The 25043-nt window shown below is 57.2% G+C and carries 27 protein-coding genes; 13 read left to right on the top strand and 14 right to left on the bottom strand.

Annotated elements, in window-relative coordinates:
• The first annotated feature begins 9 nt into the window (after positions 1-9).
• From R6U90_RS02780 to R6U90_RS02765, 4 genes are read left to right on the top strand one after another with little or no spacing between them, the layout of a single operon-like run.
• Positions 10-1026 (top strand): branched-chain amino acid ABC transporter permease, encoded by a 1017-nt coding sequence (locus R6U90_RS02780; RefSeq protein WP_410351135.1) that lies wholly within the window; start codon positions 10-12, stop codon positions 1024-1026.
• Positions 1027-1035: 9 nt separating this feature from the next.
• Positions 1036-2172, top strand: coding sequence for a branched-chain amino acid ABC transporter permease (locus tag R6U90_RS02775; RefSeq protein ID WP_410351167.1), 1137 nt, complete (start codon positions 1036-1038; stop codon positions 2170-2172).
• A 3-nt stretch (positions 2173-2175) separates the two neighbouring features.
• Positions 2176-2943, top strand: a complete 768-nt coding sequence (locus R6U90_RS02770) for an ABC transporter ATP-binding protein (RefSeq protein WP_410351134.1) — start codon at positions 2176-2178, stop codon at positions 2941-2943.
• Entirely contained in the window at positions 2936-3688 is a 753-nt protein-coding gene (locus tag R6U90_RS02765) for an ABC transporter ATP-binding protein (RefSeq protein ID WP_410351133.1), read from the top strand. The genes R6U90_RS02770 and R6U90_RS02765 overlap by 8 nt, the downstream gene beginning before the upstream one ends.
• 71 nt (positions 3689-3759) lie before the next feature.
• Here the strand turns inward: R6U90_RS02765 and R6U90_RS02760 are convergent, their stop codons facing one another.
• Genes R6U90_RS02760 through R6U90_RS02745 form a run of 4 tightly spaced genes read right to left on the bottom strand, consistent with a single transcriptional unit; the run spans position 3760 to position 6360 of the window.
• A complete protein-coding gene (locus tag R6U90_RS02760) occupies positions 3760-4560 on the bottom strand; it encodes a peptidylprolyl isomerase (protein ID WP_410351132.1) in 801 nt (266 codons plus the stop codon).
• Positions 4561-4590: 30 nt separating this feature from the next.
• Entirely contained in the window at positions 4591-4890 is a 300-nt protein-coding gene (locus R6U90_RS02755; protein WP_410351131.1) for a YciI family protein, read from the bottom strand.
• Positions 4890-5564 (bottom strand): inner membrane-spanning protein YciB, encoded by a 675-nt coding sequence (locus tag R6U90_RS02750; RefSeq protein ID WP_410351130.1) that lies wholly within the window; start codon positions 5562-5564, stop codon positions 4890-4892. The genes R6U90_RS02755 and R6U90_RS02750 overlap by 1 nt, the downstream gene beginning before the upstream one ends.
• 34 nt (positions 5565-5598) lie before the next feature.
• Positions 5599-6360 carry a hypothetical protein gene (locus tag R6U90_RS02745; RefSeq protein WP_410351129.1) on the bottom strand — a complete coding sequence of 254 codons (762 nt, stop codon included), beginning with the start codon at positions 6358-6360 and terminating at the stop codon, positions 5599-5601.
• A 148-nt stretch (positions 6361-6508) separates the two neighbouring features.
• Between R6U90_RS02745 and R6U90_RS02740 the strand changes: the two genes are divergently transcribed.
• The 6 genes from R6U90_RS02740 to rluB all read left to right on the top strand — a co-directional run bounded on the left by R6U90_RS02740 (position 6509) and on the right by rluB (position 11949).
• Positions 6509-7408 (top strand): PHP domain-containing protein, encoded by a 900-nt coding sequence (locus R6U90_RS02740; RefSeq protein ID WP_410351128.1) that lies wholly within the window; start codon positions 6509-6511, stop codon positions 7406-7408.
• A complete protein-coding gene (locus tag R6U90_RS02735; protein ID WP_410351127.1) occupies positions 7405-8034 on the top strand; it encodes an L-threonylcarbamoyladenylate synthase in 630 nt (209 codons plus the stop codon). Before R6U90_RS02740 ends, R6U90_RS02735 begins: the two co-directional genes overlap by 4 nt.
• Before the next feature lie 176 nt (positions 8035-8210).
• Complete coding sequence (locus R6U90_RS02730; RefSeq protein ID WP_410351126.1) at positions 8211-9428, top strand: tryptophan--tRNA ligase; 1218 nt, start codon at positions 8211-8213, stop codon at positions 9426-9428.
• 3 nt (positions 9429-9431) lie between these two features.
• A complete protein-coding gene (locus R6U90_RS02725) occupies positions 9432-10274 on the top strand; it encodes a segregation and condensation protein A (protein WP_410351125.1) in 843 nt (280 codons plus the stop codon).
• A gap of 28 nt (positions 10275-10302) precedes the next feature.
• Positions 10303-11106 carry an SMC-Scp complex subunit ScpB gene (scpB, locus tag R6U90_RS02720; protein ID WP_410351124.1) on the top strand — a complete coding sequence of 268 codons (804 nt, stop codon included), beginning with the start codon at positions 10303-10305 and terminating at the stop codon, positions 11104-11106.
• 6 nt (positions 11107-11112) lie between these two features.
• The gene (rluB, locus tag R6U90_RS02715) at positions 11113-11949 is read left to right on the top strand and encodes a 23S rRNA pseudouridine(2605) synthase RluB (RefSeq protein ID WP_410351123.1); all 837 of its coding nucleotides are present in this window, start codon (positions 11113-11115) and stop codon (positions 11947-11949) included.
• A gap of 292 nt (positions 11950-12241) precedes the next feature.
• Here the strand turns inward: rluB and R6U90_RS02710 are convergent, their stop codons facing one another.
• The gene (locus tag R6U90_RS02710) at positions 12242-12670 is read right to left on the bottom strand and encodes a hypothetical protein (protein ID WP_410351122.1); all 429 of its coding nucleotides are present in this window, start codon (positions 12668-12670) and stop codon (positions 12242-12244) included.
• Positions 12671-12763: 93 nt separating this feature from the next.
• Positions 12764-13705, bottom strand: coding sequence for a GGDEF domain-containing protein (locus tag R6U90_RS02705; protein WP_410351121.1), 942 nt, complete (start codon positions 13703-13705; stop codon positions 12764-12766).
• Between the two features lie 222 nt (positions 13706-13927).
• Between R6U90_RS02705 and R6U90_RS02700 the strand changes: the two genes are divergently transcribed.
• Positions 13928-14971, top strand: a complete 1044-nt coding sequence (locus R6U90_RS02700; RefSeq protein WP_410351120.1) for a thioredoxin family protein — start codon at positions 13928-13930, stop codon at positions 14969-14971.
• A 9-nt stretch (positions 14972-14980) separates the two neighbouring features.
• On the opposite strand, the gene R6U90_RS02695 is transcribed toward R6U90_RS02700, so the two are convergent.
• Genes R6U90_RS02695 through hpnC form a run of 4 tightly spaced genes read right to left on the bottom strand, consistent with a single transcriptional unit; the run spans position 14981 to position 18890 of the window.
• Complete coding sequence (locus R6U90_RS02695; protein WP_410351119.1) at positions 14981-15763, bottom strand: YciK family oxidoreductase; 783 nt, start codon at positions 15761-15763, stop codon at positions 14981-14983.
• A complete protein-coding gene (gene hpnE / locus R6U90_RS02690) occupies positions 15760-17100 on the bottom strand; it encodes a hydroxysqualene dehydroxylase HpnE (protein WP_410351118.1) in 1341 nt (446 codons plus the stop codon). The genes R6U90_RS02695 and hpnE overlap by 4 nt, the downstream gene beginning before the upstream one ends.
• Positions 17097-17972: a presqualene diphosphate synthase HpnD gene (gene hpnD / locus R6U90_RS02685; RefSeq protein ID WP_410351117.1), complete on the bottom strand. Its 876-nt coding sequence runs from the start codon at positions 17970-17972 to the stop codon at positions 17097-17099. The genes hpnE and hpnD overlap by 4 nt, the downstream gene beginning before the upstream one ends.
• A 15-nt stretch (positions 17973-17987) precedes the next feature.
• On the bottom strand, positions 17988-18890 hold the full coding sequence (gene hpnC / locus R6U90_RS02680; protein ID WP_410351116.1) for a squalene synthase HpnC: 903 nt from the start codon (positions 18888-18890) through the stop codon (positions 17988-17990).
• A gap of 52 nt (positions 18891-18942) precedes the next feature.
• Between hpnC and R6U90_RS02675 the strand changes: the two genes are divergently transcribed.
• The gene (locus R6U90_RS02675; protein ID WP_410351115.1) at positions 18943-19164 is read left to right on the top strand and encodes a hypothetical protein; all 222 of its coding nucleotides are present in this window, start codon (positions 18943-18945) and stop codon (positions 19162-19164) included.
• Positions 19165-19168: 4 nt separating this feature from the next.
• On the opposite strand, the gene R6U90_RS02670 is transcribed toward R6U90_RS02675, so the two are convergent.
• From R6U90_RS02670 to R6U90_RS02655, 4 genes are all read right to left on the bottom strand, one after another.
• The gene (locus tag R6U90_RS02670; RefSeq protein ID WP_410351114.1) at positions 19169-20431 is read right to left on the bottom strand and encodes a DNA recombination protein RmuC; all 1263 of its coding nucleotides are present in this window, start codon (positions 20429-20431) and stop codon (positions 19169-19171) included.
• A gap of 166 nt (positions 20432-20597) precedes the next feature.
• Positions 20598-21248 carry a phosphoglycolate phosphatase gene (gene gph / locus R6U90_RS02665; RefSeq protein ID WP_410351113.1) on the bottom strand — a complete coding sequence of 217 codons (651 nt, stop codon included), beginning with the start codon at positions 21246-21248 and terminating at the stop codon, positions 20598-20600.
• Complete coding sequence (gene ubiG, locus R6U90_RS02660; RefSeq protein WP_410351112.1) at positions 21245-21952, bottom strand: bifunctional 2-polyprenyl-6-hydroxyphenol methylase/3-demethylubiquinol 3-O-methyltransferase UbiG; 708 nt, start codon at positions 21950-21952, stop codon at positions 21245-21247. Before ubiG ends, gph begins: the two co-directional genes overlap by 4 nt.
• 268 nt (positions 21953-22220) lie before the next feature.
• Entirely contained in the window at positions 22221-23537 is a 1317-nt protein-coding gene (locus tag R6U90_RS02655; RefSeq protein ID WP_410351111.1) for a TRZ/ATZ family hydrolase, read from the bottom strand.
• Between the two features lie 436 nt (positions 23538-23973).
• On the opposite strand from R6U90_RS02655, the gene mtnA reads away from it, so the two are divergent.
• Positions 23974-25023: an S-methyl-5-thioribose-1-phosphate isomerase gene (mtnA, locus tag R6U90_RS02650; protein ID WP_410351110.1), complete on the top strand. Its 1050-nt coding sequence runs from the start codon at positions 23974-23976 to the stop codon at positions 25021-25023.
• Positions 25024-25043 lie beyond the last annotated feature (20 nt).

Here is a 25043-nt window from a genome sequence, read left to right as displayed (position 1 = left end):
AGATTTAACGTGGACGCATTTGTACTGCAAATCCTCAATGGCCTGGACAAGGGCAGTGCTTACGCCCTGATCGCCCTGGGACTGACCCTGGTATTTGGCAGTCTGGGGGTCGTCAACTTTGCCCATGGTGCAAAATTTGCTCTGGGCGCATTTTGTGCGGTCAGTTTCCAGCAGCTTTTGACCATCTCCGAGAAAGTGAAGGACGAGAGCGTTACTTTCTTTGACGCCTACAAGGAGGTCCCCTACCTGGAGATATGGTGGGGCGATACCGGCAGTATGATCATCGACTGGGCAGTGCCCCTGTCGATTTTCATGGCGATTCCGGTGATGTTGTTGATTGGTCTGGCGCTTGAGCGTGGTCTGTATCAATTCTTTTACAAGCGCACACATGCCGAACAAATCCTGGTGACCTTCGGTCTGGCCATCGTGATTCAGGAGATCATCAAGACCTTTTACGGCGCCAACCCGATTCCCACCCCCGCACCGGAGATGTTGTCGGGGACCGCACCGATTGGTCTCTGGCTCGGTCTGGGCGAGTCGGTGGCCTATCCGTACTGGCGGCTGGTGTACTTCGCGTTTGCTCTGCTGGTTATCGGGCTGGTATTCGCCTTCCTGCGCTATACCACCTTTGGCATGGTGGTGCGTGCCGGTATGTCGGATCGCGAGACAGTCAGCCTGCTGGGACTCAACGTGGAGCGGCGATTTACCATTTTATTCGGTATCGCCTCGGTGGTCGCTGGACTGGCCGGGGTGATGTATACCCCGATCCTGCCGCCGGACTATCACATGGGGATGGAGTTTCTGGTCCTGTCCTTCGTGGTGGTGGTGGTGGGCGGCATGGGTTCCCTGCCCGGCGCGGTGGCGGCCGGTTTCCTGCTGGGTATTCTCCAGTCCTTTGCCTCCATGAACGAAGTCAAGTCGGTGTTACCCGGCCTGGATCAAATTATTGTTTATTTAATTGCCGTAATTGTACTTCTGGTTCGCCCGCGCGGGTTGATGGGCCAGAAAGGTGTAATGGAGGAATAAGCGGTGAAGATGTTCAGTCTTTCACGTAATGACATGTGGTTAATGCTGGGCTTCACCGCCGTGGTCCTGCTGGCGCCGTTGTGGTTGCAGCCCTTCGGGGCGGGTTATCCCGATCTGCTGCAGAAATTTGCCATCTTCGGATTGTTTGCGGTCGGCTATAACATTCTGTTCGGCCTGACCGGTTATCTGTCCTTCGGTCACGCCGCCTTTCTCGGGGTTGGTTCCTACACGGCAGTATGGTCGTTCAAACTGCTCTCGCTGAATGCGATTCCGGCAGTGATTCTGGGCACGCTGCTGGCCGGGCTGTTCGCGGTGGTGATCGGTTTTCTCAGCCTGCGTCGCAGTGGCATCTATTTTGCCATCCTCACCCTGGCTTTCGCGCAGATGAGCTACAAACTGGCCTATTCGGTACTGACACCCATTACCAACGGTGAAACCGGACTACGCGTGCTGCGCGATGATCCGCGGATCATCGATAATATGCTGGGAGCCACCCATGAAGGTTCACCCATCGCTACATTGTTTGGCATCGGGATGCAGGGCTACTCGGCGTTTTATTTCTCGGCGATCATACTGATACTGGGCTTTTATATCTCAGTGTTGATCTTCCGTTCACCTTTCGGTCTCAAGCTGCGTGCGATCAAATCCAATCAGAACCGCATGCAGTATACCGGCTATAATACCCGGCCGTACCTGCTGTGGGCGTTTGTCATCTCCGGCATGTACGCGGGCATGGCCGGCTCGCTGCTGGCTGTGACCGATCCCCTGGCCGGGGCCGAGCGCATGCAGTGGACCGCCTCCGGCGAAGTAGTGCTGATGACCATCCTCGGCGGAACGGGGACCTTGCTTGGCCCGATCATCGGGGCGGCTTTGATCAAATACTCAGAGAATATTTTCTCCGCCTTTAATGAGTCCGCCTTGCACGAAGCTTTCGCGTTTTTGCCGGGCTTTATCGAGAATTTTCTTGTTACCATTATTCACCCCTTTGTTGGCGAAGGCTGGCACCTGACACTCGGCGCCCTGTTCATGATCATCGTGATCTTCCTCCCTGGCGGCTTGATGGATGGTATGTCCCGTATCGCCAGACGCTGGCAGGCCAGAAAGCAGCGGTCCGAAGAAGCGGACAGCTCACAGGGGGAGGGCTGAGCCATGGCAAAAGATATCGTTTTAAATATCGCCTACGTGGACAAGAGCTTCAGCGGCCTGCATGCCCTTAAAGATGTCAATCTGCAAGTGGAGAAAGGCAAGACCCACGCTATTATCGGCCCCAACGGAGCCGGCAAGTCTACCTTGTTGAATGTTTGTATCGGTCGGCTGGCGCCGGATCGCGGTACCGTGACATTCAACGGCGAGGTCATTACCGGCAAGTCCGCTCATGAGATCAATCAGGCCGGAGTGGTACGGGTGTTTCAGACGCCGGAGATCTTCCACGATCTGACCGTACTGGAGAACGTGATGATTCCGGCGCTGGCCAGCCGGGATGGCTCGTTCAAACTCAATCCGTTTGTGCGCATGGATGCCGAAACCGACATTTTGCACGAGGCGGAGCAGGCTCTCGATGAGATGAACCTGCTCGAGAAAAAGCATATGCACGCAGCTACCATGTCGCGCGGCGACAAACGTCGTCTCGAACTGGCCATGGGACTGGTGCAGCACCCGCAACTGTTTTTGCTGGACGAACCCACCGCGGGTATGTCGCGCGCCGACACCAATGCGACCATCGCCTCTTTGCAGCACATCAAGGAGCGGGGTATGACCAAGGTAATTATCGAGCATGATATGCAGGTAGTATTTTCCCTGGCGGACAAGATCTCAGTGCTGGCGCAGGGTCAGATTATCGCCGAAGGCACACCGGATGAGATCCGCGGCGACCCCCGGGTTCAGGAAGCCTATCTGGGAGGTACCCATCATGAGTGAGCACGCCGAAAAACACGTGGTTCGCGGCGCAGGGTCCGATCCCGCCTTTTTTTCCTGCTGGAACCTGCATGCCTATTACGGCGAGAGCTATATCGTGCAGGGGGTGAATTTCGATGTGCGCGAAGGAGAGATCGTCGCGTTGCTGGGTCGTAATGGTGCGGGCAAGACCTCGACGCTGCGTACTATCGCCCAGATCGGTTCACCCCAGCTGCACCATGGCGAAGTCTGGCTGGATCACCAGCCACTGCATACCATGAAGTCCTATCAGGCGGCACAGGCCGGTGTCGGACTGGTGCCGGAGGATCGGCGTATCATTCCCGGTTTTACGGTAGAAGAGAACCTCAAGCTGGCGCAGATCGCCAAACCCATCGGCTGGTCACTGGAACGTATCTATGATCATTTCCCGCGTCTTGGCGAACGACGCAACCAGGAGGGCACTACGCTCTCCGGCGGCGAACAACAGATGCTGTCAGTGGCCCGCGCCATGGCCCGGGACATCAAGCTGCTCCTGCTGGATGAGCCCTACGAAGGACTGGCACCGGTTATCGTCAAGGAAATCGAAAAGATTGTCGAAAATATCAAGGAACTGGGTATTACCACGATTATTGTGGAGCAAAATGCCATTGCCGCGCTGGAGCTGGCAGATCGGGCGGTGATTCTTGATATGGGGCAGGTCGTGTTCGATGGACCGGCACAGGAGGTACTGGATAATACCGAGCTGCGTCATCAGTATCTTGCTTTGTAAAATACTTTTATGGCAACGGTTGTTACCTGGCCGAAGACAGAGAAAAGCCCCGCAATGCGGGGCTTTTTTTGTTACTTGATTTCGACATTGGCGTTTTGCCGTAGCTGGATGACGTATTGCTGTATGAGCTGGCTTCCTTTCATGCTGCGCAACTGCTCCTTGACCTCGTCGAACCCGGGCGGGGTGACCTTGCGTTCGTCCTCCAGTTTGATGACATGCCAGCCAAACTGGGTCTTGACCGGGGTTTTGCTGTAGCTGCCTTTTTCCATATTGGCCACGGCCCGGGTGAAGGGCGGAACCATCTGGTTGGCGCTGAACCAGCCGAGATCACCCCCGTTTTTGGCCGTGGGTCCGGTGGATTTGGCTTTGGCAACATCGGCAAATACCGCGCCGCTGTCCAGTTCCCTGATGACGTCTTTAGCTTCCTGTTCGCTTTTGAGCAGGATGTGACTGGCCTTGTACTCTTTGTCATCGCTGGCGGCAATGCGCTGCTCGTATTCCTTTTTGAGTTCGTCTTCGCTGATCGGGTTACTCTGGGCCTGCTTCTGGATCAGTGCCTGGATCAGCGCGTCGGCTTTGAGTTGCTTGATACGAAAAGCAATCTCCGGGTTCTCATCCAGATCCTGTTTTTTGGCTTCCTGCAGAAGCAGCTGTCGGTTCACCAGCTCATTGATCAACGCTTCACGATCGACCTCGCCGGATTCTCCGTTTTGTTGCTGGCTCCGGTATTTGAGATAACGTTCGTAGGTTTCCTGCGAGATCGGTTCGCCATTGACTACGGCGACCGGATCGGCCGCAAGCGCATTAGCATTGAATAACATGCCGGCGGCAATAAGTGCAAAAGCGGATGAGAAGGTATTGGGTTTAAACATAATCGAGATTCCTTAGCTTGATGAACATGGTTACGGAAACACCTTCTTGAAAGGCTTGACGGTAACGGATTGATAGACGCCGGCGGCGACATAGGGATCGGCATCAGCCCATTGCCTGGCATCCGTCAGCGAGGCAAATTCAGCGATGATCAACGAGCCACTGAAACCGGCCTGGCCCGGATCCTCGCTGTCGATAGCCGGATGCGGACCGGCCAGAATCAGGCGGCCCCCATCCTTGAGCTGTTGCAGGCGCTCCAGGTGAGCCGGGCGTGTGGCCAGACGTTGTTCCAGGCTGTTGTCGTTATCCTGGGCGATAATGGCGTATAACATCAGGATTTATTACCCGGTTCGGTTGTGGTTGCCAGTTCGTCCCTGACGTGCAGGGAGAGATAGACGCCGAGGCCGATCAGAAATACGATACTCAGGATCAGCATACCAAAAAGTTTGAAGTTGACCCAGATAGATTCCATAGACTTGGCCTGCTGGCACAACTCCACCGCGCTTCCACTGTAGGTGGCGGCACAGTTTTCCAGGTTGACCGCCTGTTCAGTGGCGGCGATCAGCGCCGTTTCGGCCATAAAATAGAAGTTGGCCACATACAGGTTGGCAACCCCCAGTAATACCGAGAACAGCGCCATGCTGAAATTGGCATTGCGCCAGATGCGCGGCGGTACCGCGACGGCGTGGCCCATCATACGCTGGATCAGCGGTTTTTCACCAATGAATTGACTGGCGATGAAGGCAACGGCAAAAGCCCAGTACACGGCCGTCGGCTTCCACATGATAAATGCCTTGTCCTGAAACAACAAAGTGGCGCCGCCCAGTATGACGATCAGCGCCAGGGTGACCAGGTGCATATTCTCGAACTTGCGATGGCGGTACCAGTAAAACGCGTTCTGCACTATTGAGCCGGCAATGGCGACGGCGGTTGCCGGGTAAATGCCATACAGTTTGTAGATGATGAAAAACAGCAGTATGGGGAAAAAATCGAACAGAAACTTCATGGCAGTCCAGCTTTGTCTGTCAGGAGGAGGGGGCTCAATGCAGAGTCGGATTATTGGTCATTTCATAGTATTTTTCCATGACTTCCCGCACATGGCCCGGATAATCGATTGCTTCGACCTGTTCCATGCCCTCGCGGAAGAAGGTCGGGGCGTCTTCGGGCAAACGTAACAGAATCTGTTCGAAGACCGACTCCATAATGGCAGGGTCGTGGGTCCGGGTGGCAACGATACCATGATTGAGGTTAAGCATTCGCCATGGCCGCCCGGCATGGCTCTTGTCCTCGTCGGCCTTGACCTGCGGCGCGGCGGCATTGGCAATCTCATCCATGATGCCGCTTAACTCGGCAAGAAAGTCGGGATCCCGGGTCTGATTCGCAATCCGCGACAGGGCATCGACCACGTTACGCAACTCCTGCAGGCTGCCGATGTTACGCGCAGTCCATAGCGCAATCGGGATAGATAATTCATCCAGCGTGACCTGCAGCTCTTCCAGTTCCAGCAGTTGCGCCCATTCACTCAGATCCGCCAGGCGGGCGAGCCCGTAATCGCCCAGCTGGCTGAGATCCTGCAACTTGTCGGGCAGGGCCTCGCGGGATTTGCCGTCGCTGGTGCCGTGGTACTGGGCATCGACATGCCGCACCATTTTCGCAAACTGGTTAAGGTTCTCGCCAATGACCTGCGGTTTATCCAGTTCGCTATATTCGATCGGGTTATCACTGTAAGCCTGGTCGAGCGCGTCGGTAACTTCCTTCACTACGTCGGCGAGGGCGTTGAGATCAATCTCGACAATGCTCATATCTCTTGTTTACCGCGTTGTGGCAGGGGACTGTCAATTTTAACACAGCCACCGGCGGACCTTCAGCCGCCACGGGCCCGGGTCAGAATCCCGGGTCTCGCATTCCCCGCCGGACACGTTACACTGGCGCATAACCGGAAATTACCGGATGATGGCAGGTCATCCGGCACAACCCTATGCAGTAACCATGACACAGCGATTCGATTTACACACCCATTCCACCGCCTCCGACGGCACCCTGAGCCCGGCCGAACTGGTTGCCCGGGCTGTCGAGCGGGAGATTGATCAACTGGCATTGACCGACCACGACACCACGGCCGGCCTCGAAGCCGCCCGGATGGCGGCGCGGGAACAGGGTCTGGGACTGATTCCCGGGATCGAGTTATCGGTCAGCTGGGCGCATCAGACCCTGCACATTGTCGGTTTGCATATCGATCCCGGGCATCCTGCCATGCAGGCGGGCATTGCCCGGCAACTTGATTTTCGCCGCTGGCGGGCCGCGGAGATCGGCCGACGCCTGGCCAAAGCCGGTATCGACGGGGCCTATGACGGGGCCTGCGGTTATGCCGACGGCGATCTGGTGGGCCGAACCCATTTTGCCCGCTACCTGGTGGAGCAGGGCCACGCGCGGGATCTCAAGCAGGTTTTCAAACGCTACCTGGTCAGGGGCAAGCCGGGCCATGTAGCGGGCGAGTGGGCCACGCTGGAGCAGGCGGTGGGCTGGATCCGCGATTCCGGCGGACTGGCGGTCATCGCCCATCCGGCCCGCTACAAGCTGAGTGCCACACGGCTGCGCCAGCTGCTGGGCGAATTTGGTGAACTGGGCGGTGCCGCACTGGAGGTGGTCTCCGGCAGTCACAGTCGGGATGACATGCTGCGTTTCGGTCAGCTGAGCCAGACCTGGAACCTGGCCGCTTCCAGTGGTTCCGACTACCACGGGCCGGAAAATCCCTATCGGGATATCGGCCGCCTGCCCGAGTTGCCGCCCGGTTGTCGCCCGATCTGGGAGTCTGACGCCTGGGCCCGCTGCAGCGAGGGGGCGTCATGAGCCAGTTTTTCCAGATCCATCCGGTGACGCCCCAGCCGCGTCTGATTCACCAGGCGGTAGAATTGCTGCGTCAGGGTGCGGTGGTCGTCTATCCGACTGACTCGGCCTACGCGCTGGGTTGTCACCTGGAAGATAAGAAGGCCATGGAGCGTATCCGTCATATCCGTCGGGTCGACGACAAGCATAACTTCACTCTGGTCTGTGCGGATCTCTCCCAGATCAGTGCCTACGCGAAGCTGACCAACAATACCCTGTTCCGGATCCTCAACAGCTACACGCCGGGCCCGTACACTTTCATTCTCAATGCCACCGCCGAGGTGCCACGCCGGCTGCTGCATCCCAAACGGCGCACCATCGGCATTCGCATCCCCGATAACCCCATTGCCCAGGCACTGGTGGCCGGGCTGGGCGAGCCGATCATGAGTTCCACCCTGATTCTGCCCGGTCAGGAGGTGCCCATGACCGATCCCGAGGAAATTCGCGAACAGCTGGAGCACCAGGTGGATCTGGTCATCGATGGCGGCCATTGCGGCTTCGAACCCAGCACCGTGGTCGATATGACCGACGAACTCCCCCGGGTGATCCGACAGGGCAAGGGCGATCCGACGCCGTTTCAGACCGTCTGAATCCCCCGATTTGCCCGCTGCGGGGGCCAACAGGGTATAATGCCGTGCCTGTTCAGCCGCTGGCCGGTGTGACAGAACCATGATAATGATGATAATCCCCGTGGCCGGTGACGGCCCGACCATAAGTACGGCTGTGCCCCGGGCATGACCCGCGATATTCTATTCTGGAGCCTGAATTGACTGCCTTGCCCAATCAGAAACAACGTGTGCTGTCCGGCATGCGGCCCACCGGCGCCCTGCATCTGGGCCACTACCACGGTGTGCTGAAAAATTGGATCAAACTGCAGCACGAGTACGAGTGCTTTTTCTTTGTTGCCGACTGGCATGCCCTGACTACCCATTACGAGGATCCGCAGATCATCGAGCAGAGCGTCTGGGAGATGGTCATCGACTGGCTCTCGGTGGGGGTGAATCCCGGTTCCGCCACGTTGTTCATCCAGTCCCGGGTGCCCGAGCATGCCGAGTTGCATTTGTTGTTGTCGATGATCACTCCCCTGGGCTGGCTGGAGCGGGTGCCGAGCTTCAAGGACCAGCAGGAGAAGCTGCGCGAGCGGGATCTGGCCACCTACGGTTTTCTGGGCTATCCGCTACTGCAAAGTGCCGACATCCTGACCTACAAGGCCGGCCTGGTGCCGGTGGGCGAGGACCAGGTCGCCCACGTGGAGCTGACCCGCGAGGTGGCGCGCCGGTTTAACCATTTATATGGCCGTGAGCCGGGCTTCGAAGAGAAGGTCGAGACGGCGATCAGGAAAATGGGCAAGAAAAACGCCAGGCTCTATCAGGAGTTGCGGCGCCGTTTCCAGGAACAGGGCGATGACGAGGCGCTGCATACCGCCCAGGCGCTGCTCGACGATCAGCAAAATATCACCCTGGGTGACAAGGAGCGGCTGTTCGGTTATCTGGAAGGCAGTGGCCGGATCATCCTGCCCGAGCCCGACAGTTTGCTGACGCCGGCGCCGAAGATGCCGGGTCTGGATGGACAGAAAATGTCCAAGTCATATCACAATACCCTCTCTTTACGCGAAGATCCCGCCAAAATCGAGAAAAAACTGCGCACGATGCCGACCGACCCGGCCCGGGTGCGACGCACCGATCCCGGCGATCCAGAAAAATGCCCGGTGTGGAAACTGCATCAGGTATACTCCTCCGACGAAGTGCGGGATTGGGTACAGCAGGGGTGTACCAGCGCCGGTATCGGCTGCCTGGAATGCAAGGCGCCGGTGATCGAGGCGATCCAGGCCGAGCTGGAACCGATCCACGAACGCGCTATGGAATATCAACAGGATACAGGACTGGTACGCAAGATTATCACCGAGGGCTGCGACAAGGCCCGGGATACCGCGCGCCAGACCCTGCAGGAAGTCCGGCAGGCCATGGGCCTGGAGTATCGCTGATTCATGACCGACACCATCGAGCACCACGACAGTCAGGAGACGCCCGAGCAGCAGGAGATGCCTTTTGCCGTGGTGCAGGGCACGCCAATGACAACGCTGCCCAGGGATCTCTATATCCCCCCCGATGCGCTGGAAGTGTTCCTGGCGGAAACCTTTGCCGGGCCGTTGGATCTGCTACTGTATCTGATCAAGCGCCAGAATCTGGATATTCTCGATCTGCCCATCGCGACCATCACCGCCCAGTACATGGAGTACGTGGAGCTGATGAGCGAATTGCGTCTGGAGCTGGCCGCCGAATATCTGGTCATGGCGGCCATGCTGGCCGAGATCAAATCGCGCATGTTGTTGCCGCGGCCGGTCAGTGAAGAGGAAGAAGAGGGCGATCCGCGTGCCGAGCTGGTGCGCCGTCTGCAGGAGTACGAACGTTACAAGAAGGCCGCAGAGGATATCGACGAGTTGCCGCGAGTCGGTCGTGATGTGTTCCCGGCCGAGGTGAAGGCGCCCGATCTCAAGGTCGTACGCACCCCGCCACAAGTGGACATCAAGGATGTACTGGCCGCGTTTACCGATGTCATGCGCCGGGCCTCCAGGTATGAACACCATCATATCCAGATGGAGCCGTTGTCGGTACGCGAGCGCATGTCACGGGTACTGGACGCCGTCAAGAGCGACAGCTTTACCGAGTTCAGTGCGCTGTTTACCATCGAAGAAGGACGCAGCGGTGTGGTCGTGACACTGCTGGCGATTCTGGAGCTGCTCAAACAGCACCTGATCGAAATGGTCCAGACTGAAGTCTATGGACCGATTCATGTCAAAGCCAGACAAGCCGAAAACAACCCCGAGTAATCAGGAACAACCAGGGCCGAAATGATCCATGACTGAACAGGAACTCAAACGCATCATCGAATCCATACTGTTTGCCGCCGACGATCCGGTGAATCTCAACCAGTTACAGGGTGTGTTTATTGAAGACGAGGCCCCTGACCTTGATATGATCAAGGCGGCGATTGCCGCGTTGCAGGAAGACTATGCCGAGCACAGCCTGGAATTGCGCCAGGTCGGTTCCGGTTATCGTTTTCAGGTAAAACAGAACTATGCCAACTGGGTGTCGAAGCTGTGGGAGGAAAAACCGGCCCGTTATTCGCGCGCCACACTCGAAACCCTGGCGTTGATCGCCTATCGTCAACCTATCACGCGCGGCGAGATCGAGGAGATCCGCGGCGTCAGTGTCAGCAGCCAGATCATCAAAACCCTGCAGGAGCGCGAATGGGTCAAGGTCGTGGGCCATCGCGACGTGCCGGGCAAACCGGCGCTGTATGCCACCACCAAAGAATTTCTCGATTACTTCAATCTGCAAAGTCTGCAGAATCTGCCGCCATTGGCCGAGCTGCGCGATATCGATTCCATTAATGCCGAACTGGACTGGGGTGAACAAAGCCAGCAGGGTGAGAACACCCCGCAAACAGAGGCTGCCCCGGATGATCAGTTTGAGGACGAACGCCCGGGTGAGGCCGCAGAAATGGATGACACTGACGCAACCGCCGGCCAGGGAGGCGATGACGTCGACAGTGACACCGAGGTCGAAGCGCAAAGCGAGTCCGACGACGGCGATGAGTACGAAGAAACCGAAGACGATGAAGAGAGCCGCACGGATCATGTGCTGAGCGCCGAGCACTGACGCCCGATGGCCGAACGCGTACAAAAAGTCCTGGCCCAGGCAGGCTATGGTTCCCGCCGGGAAATCGAATCCTGGATCGAGCAGGGTCGCATCGAGATCAACGGCAAGCCGGCCCGGCTGGGCGACAAGGTGGAACCGAAGGATGAAATCCGTCTCAACGGCAAGCCGGTGCGCCGCACGCTGGATCTCGCCCCGCGTCGTATCCTGGCCTACAACAAGCCCGAAGGCGAAATCTGCACCCGGGACGATCCCGAAGAGCGCACGACCGTGTTTGCCAAACTGCCGCCGGTTAAAAACGGTCGCTGGATCATCGTCGGCCGCCTGGATATCAATTCCTCCGGCCTGATTCTGTTCACCACCGACGGCGAACTGGCCAACCGACTGATGCATCCCTCCTATCAAATCGAACGCGAATACGCCGTACGCGTGCTGGGCGAGCTTTCCGATGACCGTTACCGTCAGCTGCGTGAAGGTGTACAACTGGAAGACGGCCCCGGCCGGTTCGATGACATCGTCGACGGGGGCGGACAGGGCGTGAATCACTGGTATTACGTGTTACTGCATGAAGGTCGCAATCGCGAGGTGCGGCGCCTGTTCGATGCTGTCGGAGTCACCGTCAACCGCCTGATTCGCACCCGTTTTGGCAATCTGTTTCTGCCCCGCAACCTGCCCCAGGGGCAATGGCGAGAACTTGGCGAGAAAGACATCAACCACGTCCTGGCCATGGTTGGCATGGACGAAGCCCTGCCCGACGCCTCCCGCCAGATCAAAAAGAAAACCGGCAAGAAAACGGCTCGCAAAAAACAGACCCGAAAAAAGACCTCGCGACGAACCAGCCAGTAATTCCTTTTTCTTATTCACTGGGAAGCAACGCAGAGTTCGTGGAGTCGCGGAGTCGCGGAGTCGCAGAGTTTGAATTGTCTGGTGCTGACGGACGTGATGAATTTGAACCAGGAGCCACCTGCCAGGGTGAAACCTTTATAAAAATCATTTTCTCCGCGACTCCGCGACCTCCGCGTTATTCTCCGGGCATATTTGAAAAGCGGTACAGGTTAAATGAAATCCCGATCGAACTATCCGGGTGTTGATGTTCCTCGTCACTCGTCACCCGGCCCTCGTACCTCGCCCGAAGGGCCTAGCTTGCTTGCTTGATCTGGTGCTTGGATCGCAGGGTGTAGGGCTTGAGTTCGCGGGGCAGTTCGATGTATTCGCTCAGCAGGATAACTACCTTGCGTTTGTCACCGGCGCCGATCTGTTTGAGTTTGTCGACGACTTTCTTGTCTTCCAGCGCCGCTCTGAAATCACGCAGGATATAAATTCCAAAATGGGGGGTGTTCTCGATATGCTCGAGTAACTCCAGTGGGGTGCGGGTGCGGGGAATGGTGATGTGGGCGGCCCCCAGACGATGCAAGCCTTCATCCGGCAGGTGCATGTAAAAGGCCTTGTTGCTGAAGCGACTGAGCTGGGTGAACAGCTCGCTGACCCGATCGGTATCGTAGGTTTCGATGCTGACCACCTTGAAGCGGCTGTCGAGGATTTTTTCCAGTTGTTGCAGATAATTCATTGCAGTTGCTGCCGGGGCCGGATTTGGGATCAGTATAGCCGGTTTCCCTTTCAGGGACATCACGCGGGTGTGATGGCGTTCATGTTCCGGCGATCAGATACCCTCACCCTGTTTGGCCGGTTCGGCAATAAAGCAGACAACCCGGTTGCGGCCGGTTTTCTTTGCCTCGTACATGGCATGGTCGGCCTTGTCGAACAGGGTGGTACTGTTATCGGTGGGACCGAGACTGGCAACGCCGAAACTGGCGGTAACCGGAATCTTCAAGCCCTTACTGCTAAATACGGTCTGGTTGACCGCTTCGCGCAGGCGTTGTGCACCGAGTTCGGCGCCCTGGCGGTCGGTATTGCTCATCAGGATGACAAATTCCTCGCCGCCATAACGATAGACGATATCACTGCTGCGCATGTTCTGCATCAGCGTTTCGGCAAAGACGCGCAGCACGTCATCGCCGACGGCATGGCCATGTTCGTCATTGATCCGCTTGAAGTTATCCAGGTCGGCGACCACCAGAGACAGGGGAGTCTGGTTCCTGTGGGCGAGGTCAATCTCGCGCACCAGGCTGGAGTCAAAGGCACCCCGGTTATGTACACCAGTCAACTGATCGACATGGATTGCATGCACGGCGCGCTGGTACCAGATACCGTTGCGCAGGGGATAAATCAGCTGGCAGAGCAGGTTTTCAATCTTCTGCAGTTCCTCTTCGGCAAACCGCTGGCGGCGGGTGAAAACCAGCTCACCGAGGCATTCACCGGCAAGTTTTAGCCGATAGGCACAACTGTGCCGCTTGCGATTACCCTGCTCGAATTCAAGTCCCAGCGCATCATAACTGTAATGCAGGCTGTCAAAATCCACCCGCAGGCGTGCACTATCGAGAAAATGCCCGAGTATCTGGTTGATTTCCAGGGTTGTTTGCAGCAAACCTGCCAGTTCAAGCGTCTGTTGCAGGTCAGTCGGCGCAATGCCAAGTTGGTCCTGGCCGAGATGCCCGGCGGTGACAGAAGTGTCCTGGCTGCCTGTTGTACTGTTTATTGCCATGTTTTCACCCTTCACATGCATTGCTGTGCTTAATATGCGAAAAGCGTGCCAGTTATGAAAATTTATAAAATACAATAAAAACAGGCACTTAAAATGGCTGTGTAAAGTTGTGTCCCGGGGCGTCAATTCCCTGGCACTCTGTGGCTTGTTTTTCCGGAACGGCTGGGTAACAGTGCGGTCTAAAAGACCAATCAGCATAACTATTTAAAAAGGGGGAGAGACATGCTGCTCAAGCGATTCTGGCGTTTTGTACCGGTGGTGTTTCTGTTGGCCGCGCAACAGAGCCTGGCGGCAGAAGGTGACGGGCTGGACGAGGGAATGAACAATCCGGGCTATCACGAGAAACCGGCCTGGTTCAAAAACTCGTTTCTGGATATCCGTGAGGATATCGATGAGGCCGCCCGGCAGGACAAGCGGTTAATGCTCTATTTTTATCAGGATGGCTGTCCCTATTGCTCCAAGCTGCTGCAGGATAACTTTGGCCAGAAGGATATTGCCGAAATGACGCAGGAAAACTTCGATGTGATCGCTATTAATATGTGGGGTGATCGAGAAGTGACCGATCTGAAGGGGGATATGCTGACTGAAAAGACATTCGCCGAGAACCTCAAGGTGATGTTCACGCCGACACTGCTGATGATGGATGAAAACGGCAAGGTTGCGCTGCGCGTCAACGGCTATTATGCCCCCGATAAATTCATGGCCGCGCTGGAATATGTCAGCGAGAAAAAAGAGAATCAGCTGAGTTTTAGTGAATATTACAAGGAACAAGGCGGCGAGAAAGCAAGCGGCAAATTGCACCAGGCCGAGTTTCTGCTCAAGCCACCGTATAATCTCAATCAACTGGCTACTGGCGGCAAGCCATTATTGCTGATGTTCGAACAAAAGCAATGCAAGGCCTGTGATGAGCTGCACGGGGATATTTACCAGCGCGAAACCACCCGTGAACAACTGCAGCGTTTTGATGTCGTCAGACTGGATATGTGGAGCAAGGACAAGGTTGTCGGGCCGGATGGCAAGCAGATCACCGCCAGGAAACTGGCAGGGGAGCTGGATATCAAGTATGCCCCAACACTGGTGTTCTTTGACAGCACGGGCAAGGAGGTCTTTCGTGCCGAAGCGTATTTACGGGCATTTCATGTCCAGTCCATCATGGACTATATCGCTTCGGGCGCTTATAAGGAGCAGCCCAACCTGCAGCGTTACCTCTCGGCCCGCGCCGACAAACTCGAAGAACAGGGCGAGCATGTCGACCTCTGGGAATAAAAACAGGGGCTAGATACTAGCTGCCAGGACCTGGTGACTCTCTTGCGCATGCAAAATCTGGCCGTTGACGTTTTCGCTGTCGGGGCCGAGCAGGTAGAGGTAGGCGGGCAGCAGGGTTTCGATCTCGGGATGCTGGTTGGGATCCTCGCCGGGGAAAGCGGTGCGACGGGTCTGGCTTTGTACCGGCCCGGGAATGAGACTGTTAACGCGGATAGAGGTGTTGGTTTCCAGTTCGCTGGCCAGGATCTGCATCAGGTTATCGGCACCGGCCTTGCTCACGCTGTAGGCACCCCAGTAGGCGCGTCCCCCCTGGATTTCACTGGCAGAGGTAAAGATGACCGACGCCGCTGTCGATTGTTTTAATAGCGGCAACAGGGCGCGGGTCAGCAACAACGGCGCGGTCAGGTTGGTTTGCAGGACCCGGGCCCACAATTGCAGATCATAATGTTCCACTGGCATTAATGCGCCAAGATAGGTGGCGTTATGCACCAGGCCGTCCAGGCGACCGTACTCCTGTTGCAGGGTGGCGGCGAGTTCCTGATAGTGGTCAGCCGTGGCACCTTCCAGATCCAGCGGCACAATGGCCGGCTGCGGATAGCCCGCAGCAACGATGGCATCGTAGATCTTCTCCAGTTTTTTAATCGTTCGCCCCAGCAGGATCACGGTCGCGCCGTGCGCCGCGAGTGAAGTGGCGAGGGCGGCACCGATCCCGTCGCCGGCACCGGTGACAAGGATGACCCGATCCTGCAGCAGATCCGCGGCGGGCTGATAATCAATGAGTGATGTGGTCATGAAAAAGCGTCTTGTCTCGGGGTATGAACTGCCCGGTGGGCCAGGGTGGCGCATTGTAACCCACTTTTCACTGCACCTTCGAGCGTGGCGGGATAATTGGTCCGGGTATAATCCCCGGCCAGCCACAGGCCATCAATAGCGGTATGATTGTCGGGACGCTGTGAGTTGATGCCGACCCGACTGGCAAAGGTCGCCCGTTTTTCCCGAATTACCATGGCCTGCTCGTGTGCAGGCCAGTGGGGAAAGTGGTTTTGCAACTCTTCGCCGATCCGGGAGATCAATTGGGCATTGGTCAGGCGCATGTGTTTGCCCCCGGTACTGATCACGACCGCCAGCAGCCCGTGCTGGCCATACAGGCGACGATCGAATACCCATTGTCCGAGGCCACCGAGTAGTCCCAGCATGGGTTGCGGTAATTGCACCTGTTTGGGGTATTGCAGATAAATCGTACAGATCGGTTCGTATTCAAAGGCGCTGCACTGTTGTTGTAATTCGGCCAGTTCGGGATGGGACTCACACAGTGCGGCGGCTGCACGCGGCGGAACCGCCAGGATCACCTGGGAAGTCCGGATTTCTCCCCCGCCGGTGACTATGCCCCTGATTTGCTGTTGTTCGATGTGCAATTGCAAGACCCGCCGCCCCAGTTGTACTTCTCCGCCCTGATGTTCGATGTATTGCATGGCGGGCTCACTGAATAAATGGCCGAGATCGCGGCGGGCATATAACAGATCCGAATCGACCCGTTGATGCAAAAAAGCATCCCGCAACACGCTGAGAAATAACTCTGCCGAGCTGTCCCCGACCGGGGTATTCATAATAGCCAGACACAGCGGTGTCCAGAAGGACTCGATCAGTTCCCGGGGCTGCTGCCATTGCCTGAGCAGGGCCAGAACAGATTGATCGGTTTGCGTCATCACTTTGTGACGAGACAGACGCCAGCCAAATTTCAGAGCCTGCCAGCGACTGCGGGTCGACAGTCCCTGGGCGTTAAGCAGTGCCCATAGCAAGTGCAGCGGGGCGGGCAGGCGGGGAGCGCGCAGCGATAATTTTGGCCCCTGCGGATGTTGCAGGGTCAGGTGCAGGGGCTGGCGCTTGAACAACTCTTCAACAGGCAGCTCAAACTGCTTCAGCAGGCGCAGAGTATGATGATAGGCGCCGATAAACAGATGTTGTCCATTGTCCACGGCCTGGCCGGCGAAAGCGACCTTGCGTGCCCGACCACCGGGTTGCTTGCCGGCTTCCAGCAGCAACGGCTGAAGGCCGCGAGCGGCCAGATCCGCTGCAGCAGCCAGGCCGGCCCAGCCGCCACCGACGATGACCACCGGAGCCTGTTTCATCGGGAATGTTCCCTGTCCGACTGCGAGCGTCTCCACCCTCGTTCATGCCAGACAGTTGTAGCGGCCAGCCATAACTTGGCCAGTGCGGTCAGATTAATGCGACGGGTCAGGACATGAAACCCGTCTTTTTCCAGCTCGTCCAGCAGACGTTGATAGATGCGGCTCATGATCAGCCCCGCACGCTGGTCACGACGGTCGATTTCGGGCAAATGGGCATGGGCGCGTTGATAATAATCGCGGGCCCGTTCTGCCTCGAATGCCATCAGTTGATAAAATTCGGAACTTTCCTTGCCCTGTAACAGATCCGCTTCCTGCACACCAAAGCGCTGCAGATCTTCCTGGGGCAGATAGATACGTCCGCGTCGGGCATCTTCTCCGACATCACGCAGGATGTTGGTCAGTTGAAACGCCAGGCCCAGATCCCGGGCGTATTTGAGTGTTTGCCGATCCCGGTAACCGAAAATTTCCGCCGATAACAATCCGACCACACTGGCGGCCCGGTAACAGTACAGGGACAACTCCTTGAACGTGGCATAGCGATGTTGTTCGAGATCCATTTCCATGCCGTCAATGATCTCTACGAAGTACTCGCGGGGCAGGTCGAATTCAGCAATCACCGACTGTAAGGCCTGCGTCACGGGATGCTGTGGCTGACTATCGAACAGGCGATCGATTTCATCTTTCCACCATTGCAACTTGACCCGGCTCACCTCCGGTGTCTTGTTGTCATCCACCACGTCGTCCACTTCACGGCAGAAGGCATACAGGGCCATGATCGCCCGGCGCCTGGGGCGGGTGAGAAACAGAAAACTGTAATAGAAACTGGAACCGCTGGAGGCGGCCTTGTTCTGACAATATTGATCGGGGGTCATGATGCGGCCAGTGTATCAGATTCCACAGCCCGATTTGCCAGGGCCTCGGCGACGGCCGAGCATTCGGGGCAGGGCCGCCTGTGCCAGCATGGCCAGTTTGTCACGTGGCGTGAGTCGGGGACGGGCGAATGCCGCCTGGCTGTTGTCGTGCAGATGTTTGAGAATACGGCCGCCGCCGGCGATGACCAGTCGTATTTCCAGACCAAAGCGCCCGCTGAGAAGCAAGCCCAGCGGCGCGCCGGATTCGAGAAGTCGGCGCGCCCGTTCGATCTGCTGGCGCATCAGGCCTTGCATGGCAAAATCGGTCTTGCGGCTGGCGATATGTTGTTCGCTGACACCAAAGCGCTGCATCTCGTCCCGGGGAATATAGATACGGTTATTTTCCTGATAATCCTGATGCATATCCTGCAGAAAATTGATCAACTGCAGGGCAGTGCAAATGGCATTGGAATAACCGATGTTGCGCTCGCTGGCGGCGTCGTTGAGATGCAGCAGGAGTTCGCCGATCGGGTTGGCGGAACAGCGGCAATAGTCCATCAGCTCGCCAAAATCGGCATAACGGGTCTTCTCTACATCCTGAGCAAAGGCCTGCAATAACCGGTGTAAGGGTTCGACAGGCAGGTGATGGTGCGTGATGACATCCTGCAGGGCGACGAATATCGGGTCATCAAACGATTCCCCCCTCTGCAATTGTTGCAGGCGATGTCGGTACTCATCGAGCCGGGCCAGGCGTTGTTCACGACTCAAGTCACCCTCATCGGCGAAATCATCGGCGCGGCGGGCGAAAGCATAAATGACCGTTACTGCCGGTCGAATCCGGGCCGGCAGCAGACGACTGGCAACGGGAAAATTCTCGTAATGATTGCTCGCTATTGTCGCGCAATGGGCATAAGCGTCGGCCAGTATGTTGCTTGTCATGAGAGTCGTCTATAGTATTGTAAGCACATTATAAAGAATCAGGTCGCAGGCAATGAAAAAACTCAAACTGATCCTCTTTGGCATCATTATTGGCCTCGCCGTCGGGATGTGGTTTGGCGTTAATATTGGCAAGGGCAAACCGATCTTGAGTAATCCTTTCGACGGGCCAACCCTGCAGCAGCGCCTGCAGGAAAGTACCGGCGAGGCCATGGAACGGGCTGGCAAGAAAGTGGAGGATCTTGGTTCGGAAATCAAGGGTAAACTCAAGGAATAACTGACTACTGGTCAGTGTCGGTCTCGATCTGACGCACGCCGCTTTCGACCTGTTCCTGCGCCTCGATCTCCTTGCTGGAGCTGATACCCATCTCGCGAAATTTCTGCACGCTGGGCAGGATGCGGCTGTCAAACGACCCCACCGTACTGTTGAAGTGTTTGACGGTCGCATCCAGGCTACGCCCCATCTTTTGTAAATGGCCGGTAAAGGTCGCCAGCCGTTGATACAGCTCTTCGCCGATCTTTTTGATCTGCTCGGCATTTTTGGCCAGTTGTTCCTGACGCCAGCCGTAAGCCACCGCGCGCAGCAAGGCGACAAAGCTGGTAGGGGTGGCCAGAATTACATTTTTACTCAACGCATCTTCCATCAATTGATAATCGGTTTCCAGGGCCGCGCTGAGGAACTGGTCACCGGGAATAAACAGCACCACAAACTCCGGTGACTGGCTGAACTGACTCCAGTACGCCTTGCTGTGCAGCTCGTTGATGCGCTGGCGAACGTTTTTGGCATGGCGCTGCATGTGTTGCTTGCGCTGCTCCTCGTCGCTGCTTTCAATGGCACTTAAATAGGCATCCAGGGGTGTTTTGACATCGACCACAATCTCGCGCCCGTCGGGCATGCGCACGATCATATCCGGACGCTGACGACCTTCGTCGGTTTTGACGTTTTCCTGCTGATAAAAATCACAATGCTCGACCATGCCGGCCAGCTCCGCCAGTCGCTTGAGGGTCAGTTCACCCCACTGGCCGCGCACCTCGGGACGCCGCAGCGCCTGAACCAGGTTATGAGTCTGGTTACGTAACTCCTGCTGGGTCAGGTTCATGGTTTCGATGTGCTTGTGCAGCGCGCCATAGGCTTCCTTGCGATCTTTTTCGATGCTGTGGATCTGCTGTTCGGTTTTTTCCAGCGAGTCCCGGATAGGCTTGATCAATTGTTCGAAGGCTTTTTCCTTCTGCGCCAGATCGCCTTTGGCCTGGTTCTGGAATTTTTCCAGATTCTGTTGCGCCAGTCGCAGGAACTCCTCGGAATTATGTTTCAGTGCCTGGCTGGAAATAGACGAAAAGGTTTCCTTGAGTTGCTCGCGGGCCTGGGTCAGCGTTTCCAGTTTCTCCTCGGCATGCCGGCGCTCCAGCTCCAGCGTCGTACTCAGTTCGCTGTTTTCCCGTTGCAGTGCATGGATGCGTTTCTGTAACCACAGATATACCCCCAGCGCCCCGACCAGCAGGGAACCAACAGCGATTGCAGCGTAAATCAGTTCCTGTTGCATTATCTGATGAACTTTTTATGGATCAAGTGATCATTACCTCTCGCAAAGCCGCGAAGGCCGCAAAGAAAATCGTGTACTTGTTGGTGCGCATTGAATATTTATATCCTTTGCGTCTTCGCGTCTCTGCGAGAGTTATATTCATTGTAACTTTTGTTGATTGACGCATTCACTTCAGCCACTCGAGGATCGCTTCGGGGGACTCCACCATTGCGTCGGCGCCCCAGGTATCCGGTTGTTCATACTCGCCAATATAGCCGAACAGGGCAACCAGTGTCTGCATGCCGGCGCGGCGGCCGGCTTCGATGTCGCGCTGGGCGTCGCCCACATAAAGGCATTGCTGCGTCTCGCTGCCGCACTGTTGACAGGCATGCAACAGGGGGGCGGGATCAGGTTTGCGTTGTGGCAGGGTATCCCCGCTGACTACACAGCGGGCGCGCTGGTCGAGGTTCAGCGCCTGCAGCAAGGGGTCGGTCAGCCAGCCGGGCTTGTTGGTCACTACGCCCCAGTTGTGGCCGCGGGTTTCCAGGCTGTCGAGCAGTTTTGCCATGCCAGGGAACAACACGGTGTGCGTGGCCAGATTGCTGTGATAATGCTGTAGCAGTTGCTGGCGTAACGTTTCGAAGTCGGCGTCGATTTGGGTTTGGGCAAAGCCCAGCTCGATTAATGCCTTGCCACCGTGCGACACCACAGGGCGAATCATGTCGAAAGGCAAGACGGGCAGATTGTATTTCAGGCGCACAGCATTGAGGGCATGAGCCAGATCCGGTGCGGTGTCGGCCAGCGTGCCGTCCAGGTCAAACAGTACGGTGTTGATCACGACTTCTGGGTATGTAACAGGTAATTGACACTGACATCGTGCCCCAGGGAATAGGTTTTGGTCAGCGGGTTGTAACTCATGCCGGTCAGTTCGCGGGTGCCAAGGTCCGCGGCACGCACCCAGCTTTCCAGCTCGGCAGGGCGGATGAATCTGGCATAATCATGAGTGCCTTTGGGCAGTAGCTTGAGGATATATTCGGCACCGATGATCGCAAACAGATACGATTTGGGGTTGCGGTTGATGGTGGAAAAAAATACATGCCCGCCGGGCCTGATCAGTTGCGCGCAGGCGCGCACGACCGAGGCGGGGTCGGGCACATGTTCGAGCATCTCCAGGCAGGTGACCACGTCGTATTCACCGGCTTCCCGATCGGCCAGTTCTTCAGCGGTGATCTGCTGATAATCAACCTCTACGCCGGACTCATGCCTGTGCAGCCGCGCCACGCTCAACGGCGCTTCCCCCATGTCGATACCGGTCACAGTCGCGCCCCGCTGCGCCATGGCCTCGGAGAGAATCCCGCCGCCGCAGCCCACATCCAGCACTTTCTTGCCGGCCAGGGTTACGCGCCGGTCGATATATTCCAGACGCAAGGGGTTGATTTCATGCAGCGGCTTGAACTCGCCATGGGGATCCCACCAGCGCGAGGCGAGATCCTCGAACTTGGCGATTTCCTGATGATCGACGTTGGTGTGTGTTTGGCTCATATAAATAGTATACAGAAATTCGCAGGGCCGAGGTACGAGGGACGAGTGACGAGGAGATTTTGCCGGGGCTGATTCTATGTCACCCCTCCCTAACCCTCCCCTTGCAGGGGAGGGGATGATCGTGTTGGTAGCAGGATCAATCCCCCCCCTCCCACAGGGACGAGTCCATGGATGGACTCGGTAGAGCGAAGCAGGACGCCCGAGCCGAGGGGGTTAGGGGGAGGGGATCAAATCCAAGCCTCGTCCCTCGTCCCTCGGCACTTTTTTGTTAGTCCAGAGGGACGAGACGCTGCTGCCAATCGGCGGCCCGCTCCAATACGGCATTCGGGTCGATGGTCGTCAGCTCGCGTTCTTTGAGCAGCTGGCGTCCGGCGACCCAGACGTCGGTGACCTGTTCGCGCCCGGCGGTATAGACCAGTTGCGATACCGGATGATAGACCGGCTGGCTTTCCAGGGTGCCAAGGTCGACGGCAATGATATCGGCGGACTTGCCGGCTTCCAGCGAGCCGATTTCCTGTTCCAGTCCCAGCGCCCGGGCGCCGTTGATGGTCGCCATGCGCAGCACGTCCTCGGCGGGCAGGGCGCTGGCGTCACCGGCCACCGCCTTGCCCAGCAGGGCGGTCGTGCGCATTTCGCTGAACATATCGAGATCATTATTGCTGGCGGCGCCATCGGTACCGAGGCACAGATTCACGCCGGCCCGGGACAGTTCATGCACCGGACAGAAGCCGCTGGCCAATTTCAGGTTCGATTCGGGACAATGCACCACATGTACCCCGGCCTCGGCCAGGCGCAGTATTTCTTCCTGATTTAACCGGGTCATATGCACGGCCAGCAAATGCGGATTGAGCAAGCCCAGTTCGTCCAGCCGCTGCAGCGGCCGCTTGCCACTTTGTTGATGACTCTCCCCGACCTCATGGGCGGTTTCATGCACATGCATATGCACCGGAATGTCCAGTTCTTCGGCATAAGTGGCAATCCGTTGCAGCGGTTCGTCGGAGACAGTATAGGGCGCGTGCGGGGCAAAGGCGGTACGGATCAGACTGTTGCCGCGTAATTGATCGTGCAGGGCGATACCCTTGCTCAGATATTCTTCCGGGGTCTGTGCCCAGGGCGTGGGAAAGTCAATCATAATCAGCCCGACGCAGGCGCGCATGCCGGCCTGGTCCACCGCACGCACGGTCTCCTCGGGGAAAAAATACATATCATTGAAACAGGTGGTGCCACCGCGCAGCATCTCGGCGCAGGCGTGCAGACTGCCGTCGTAGACGAACTCCTTGCCCACCCATTGTTGTTCCGCCGGCCAGATATGTTGTTGCAGCCATTCCATCAAGGGCAGATCGTCGGCCAGCCCGCGCATCAAAGTCATGGCGGCATGACCGTGCAGGTTGATCAATCCGGGCATCAGAACATGTTGTTCGAAGTGCTCGACATGATCCGCCTGATAGCGTTGTTCGGCTTCTTCCCTGGGAAGGACAGCCTCGATGCGTCCATTATGGATCGCAATGGCATGCTGCTCGAATACCACACCCTCTGGTTCAACAGGCAAAATCCAGCGCGCGGATAACAGTGTGTCAATCTTCATGCCGGGAAAGATACAGGGATTGGATTCACCGCTGCAAGTTTTTTGCGGCTTGGCGAGAGAACAAGCTGAGCCGGGTAGGGTGGCCCCTTCTAAGCATCTGAAAATAATCTCTCGCAGAGACGCGGAGACGCAGAGGTAACTATGGGTTTATTTATTTCTTGGCGTCTTTGCGGCTCGGCGAGAGAACAGTGGGGCAGGATGTGTTCCACACGTCGTGCTCACTGAAAAAAATAATCTCTCGCAGAGACGCAGAGACGCAGAGACGCAGAGTTTACAATGGGGTTATTTATTTCTTGGCGTCTTTGCGGCTCCACGAGAGAACAGACAGGGTAAAAAGGATTAATGTCGAGCTTTGTCTATCCCTGAAAAATTTTGCCATATCTTCAAGTAGCTTGACGGATTACAATAGGTTCCCCGAAACAATCCTGAATTTTTTATGCTGGATCAATACGACACCTTCAAGCCGGTGATGTGGGATGACGAGGCGGTTTGCCTGCTGGATCAGCGACTGCTGCCGGGGCAACACCAGTATATGTACTGCCGTAGTGTGGTCGAGGTAGCGCAGGCGATCCGGGATATGGTGGTGCGCGGCGCACCGGCTATCGGGATTACCGCGGCCTATGGCGTGGCGCTGGGGGCGCGGCAACGTTATGCCGAATCGGCGGCAAACTGGCGACATAACCTCGAAGCCGATTTACAGCAGCTGGCCGGGGCCCGACCGACTGCCATCAACCTCTACTGGGCGATCGAAAGGTTGCGTCGTCGGCTGGATGAGATACACGGGGATCCTTTTCCGGTCTTGCTGGAGGAGGCCCGGACCCTCCATGAAGAAGACATTGCCGCCAATCTGAAAATGGGTGAGCTCGGGGCCTCGCTGATCGCGCCGGGCAGCAGCGTGCTGACCCACTGCAATGCCGGGGCGCTGGCAACCGGCGGCCACGGCACGGCGCTGGGGGTGATTCGCAGCGCCTGTAGCGGGGGCAAACTGGACACGGTCTATGCCGACGAGACCCGGCCCTGGCTGCAGGGGGCACGCCTGACAGCCTGGGAGCTGCTGCAGGATCAGATTCCGGTAACACTGGTGGCCGAGGGTGCCGCTGCCTGGCTGATGCGCCAGGGCAAGGTGCAGTGGGTGATTGTCGGCTCCGATCGGATCGTGGCCAACGGTGACGTGGCCAACAAGATTGGCACCTATTCGCTGGCGGTGCTGGCACGCCGGCACGGCGTCAAATTCATGGTGGCCGCACCGACTTCCACGATTGATATGGCGATCGGCGAGGGCGGGGCGATTCCGATTGAACAGCGTGACCCCCATGAATTGCTGAGCTGCGGCGGTCAGCGGGTAGCGGCTGACGGGGCCGGGGCCTGGAATCCGGTCTTTGATGTCACCCCGGCGGAGCTGGTGGATGCCATCGTCACCGAGCGCGGGATTATCGAACAGCCCGACGCCGGGAAAATGGCGCAGCACATGGGCGAGCCGCGCTGATTTTCTGCTCTGGACGAGCA

The sequence above is a fragment of the Thiohalophilus sp. genome, from assembly GCF_046483665.1.
GTDB lineage: Bacteria > Pseudomonadota > Gammaproteobacteria > UBA6429 > Thiohalophilaceae > Thiohalophilus.
The sequence above is the reverse complement of the archived record's forward strand: the minus strand, read 5'-3'. Positions and strand labels throughout refer to the sequence as shown.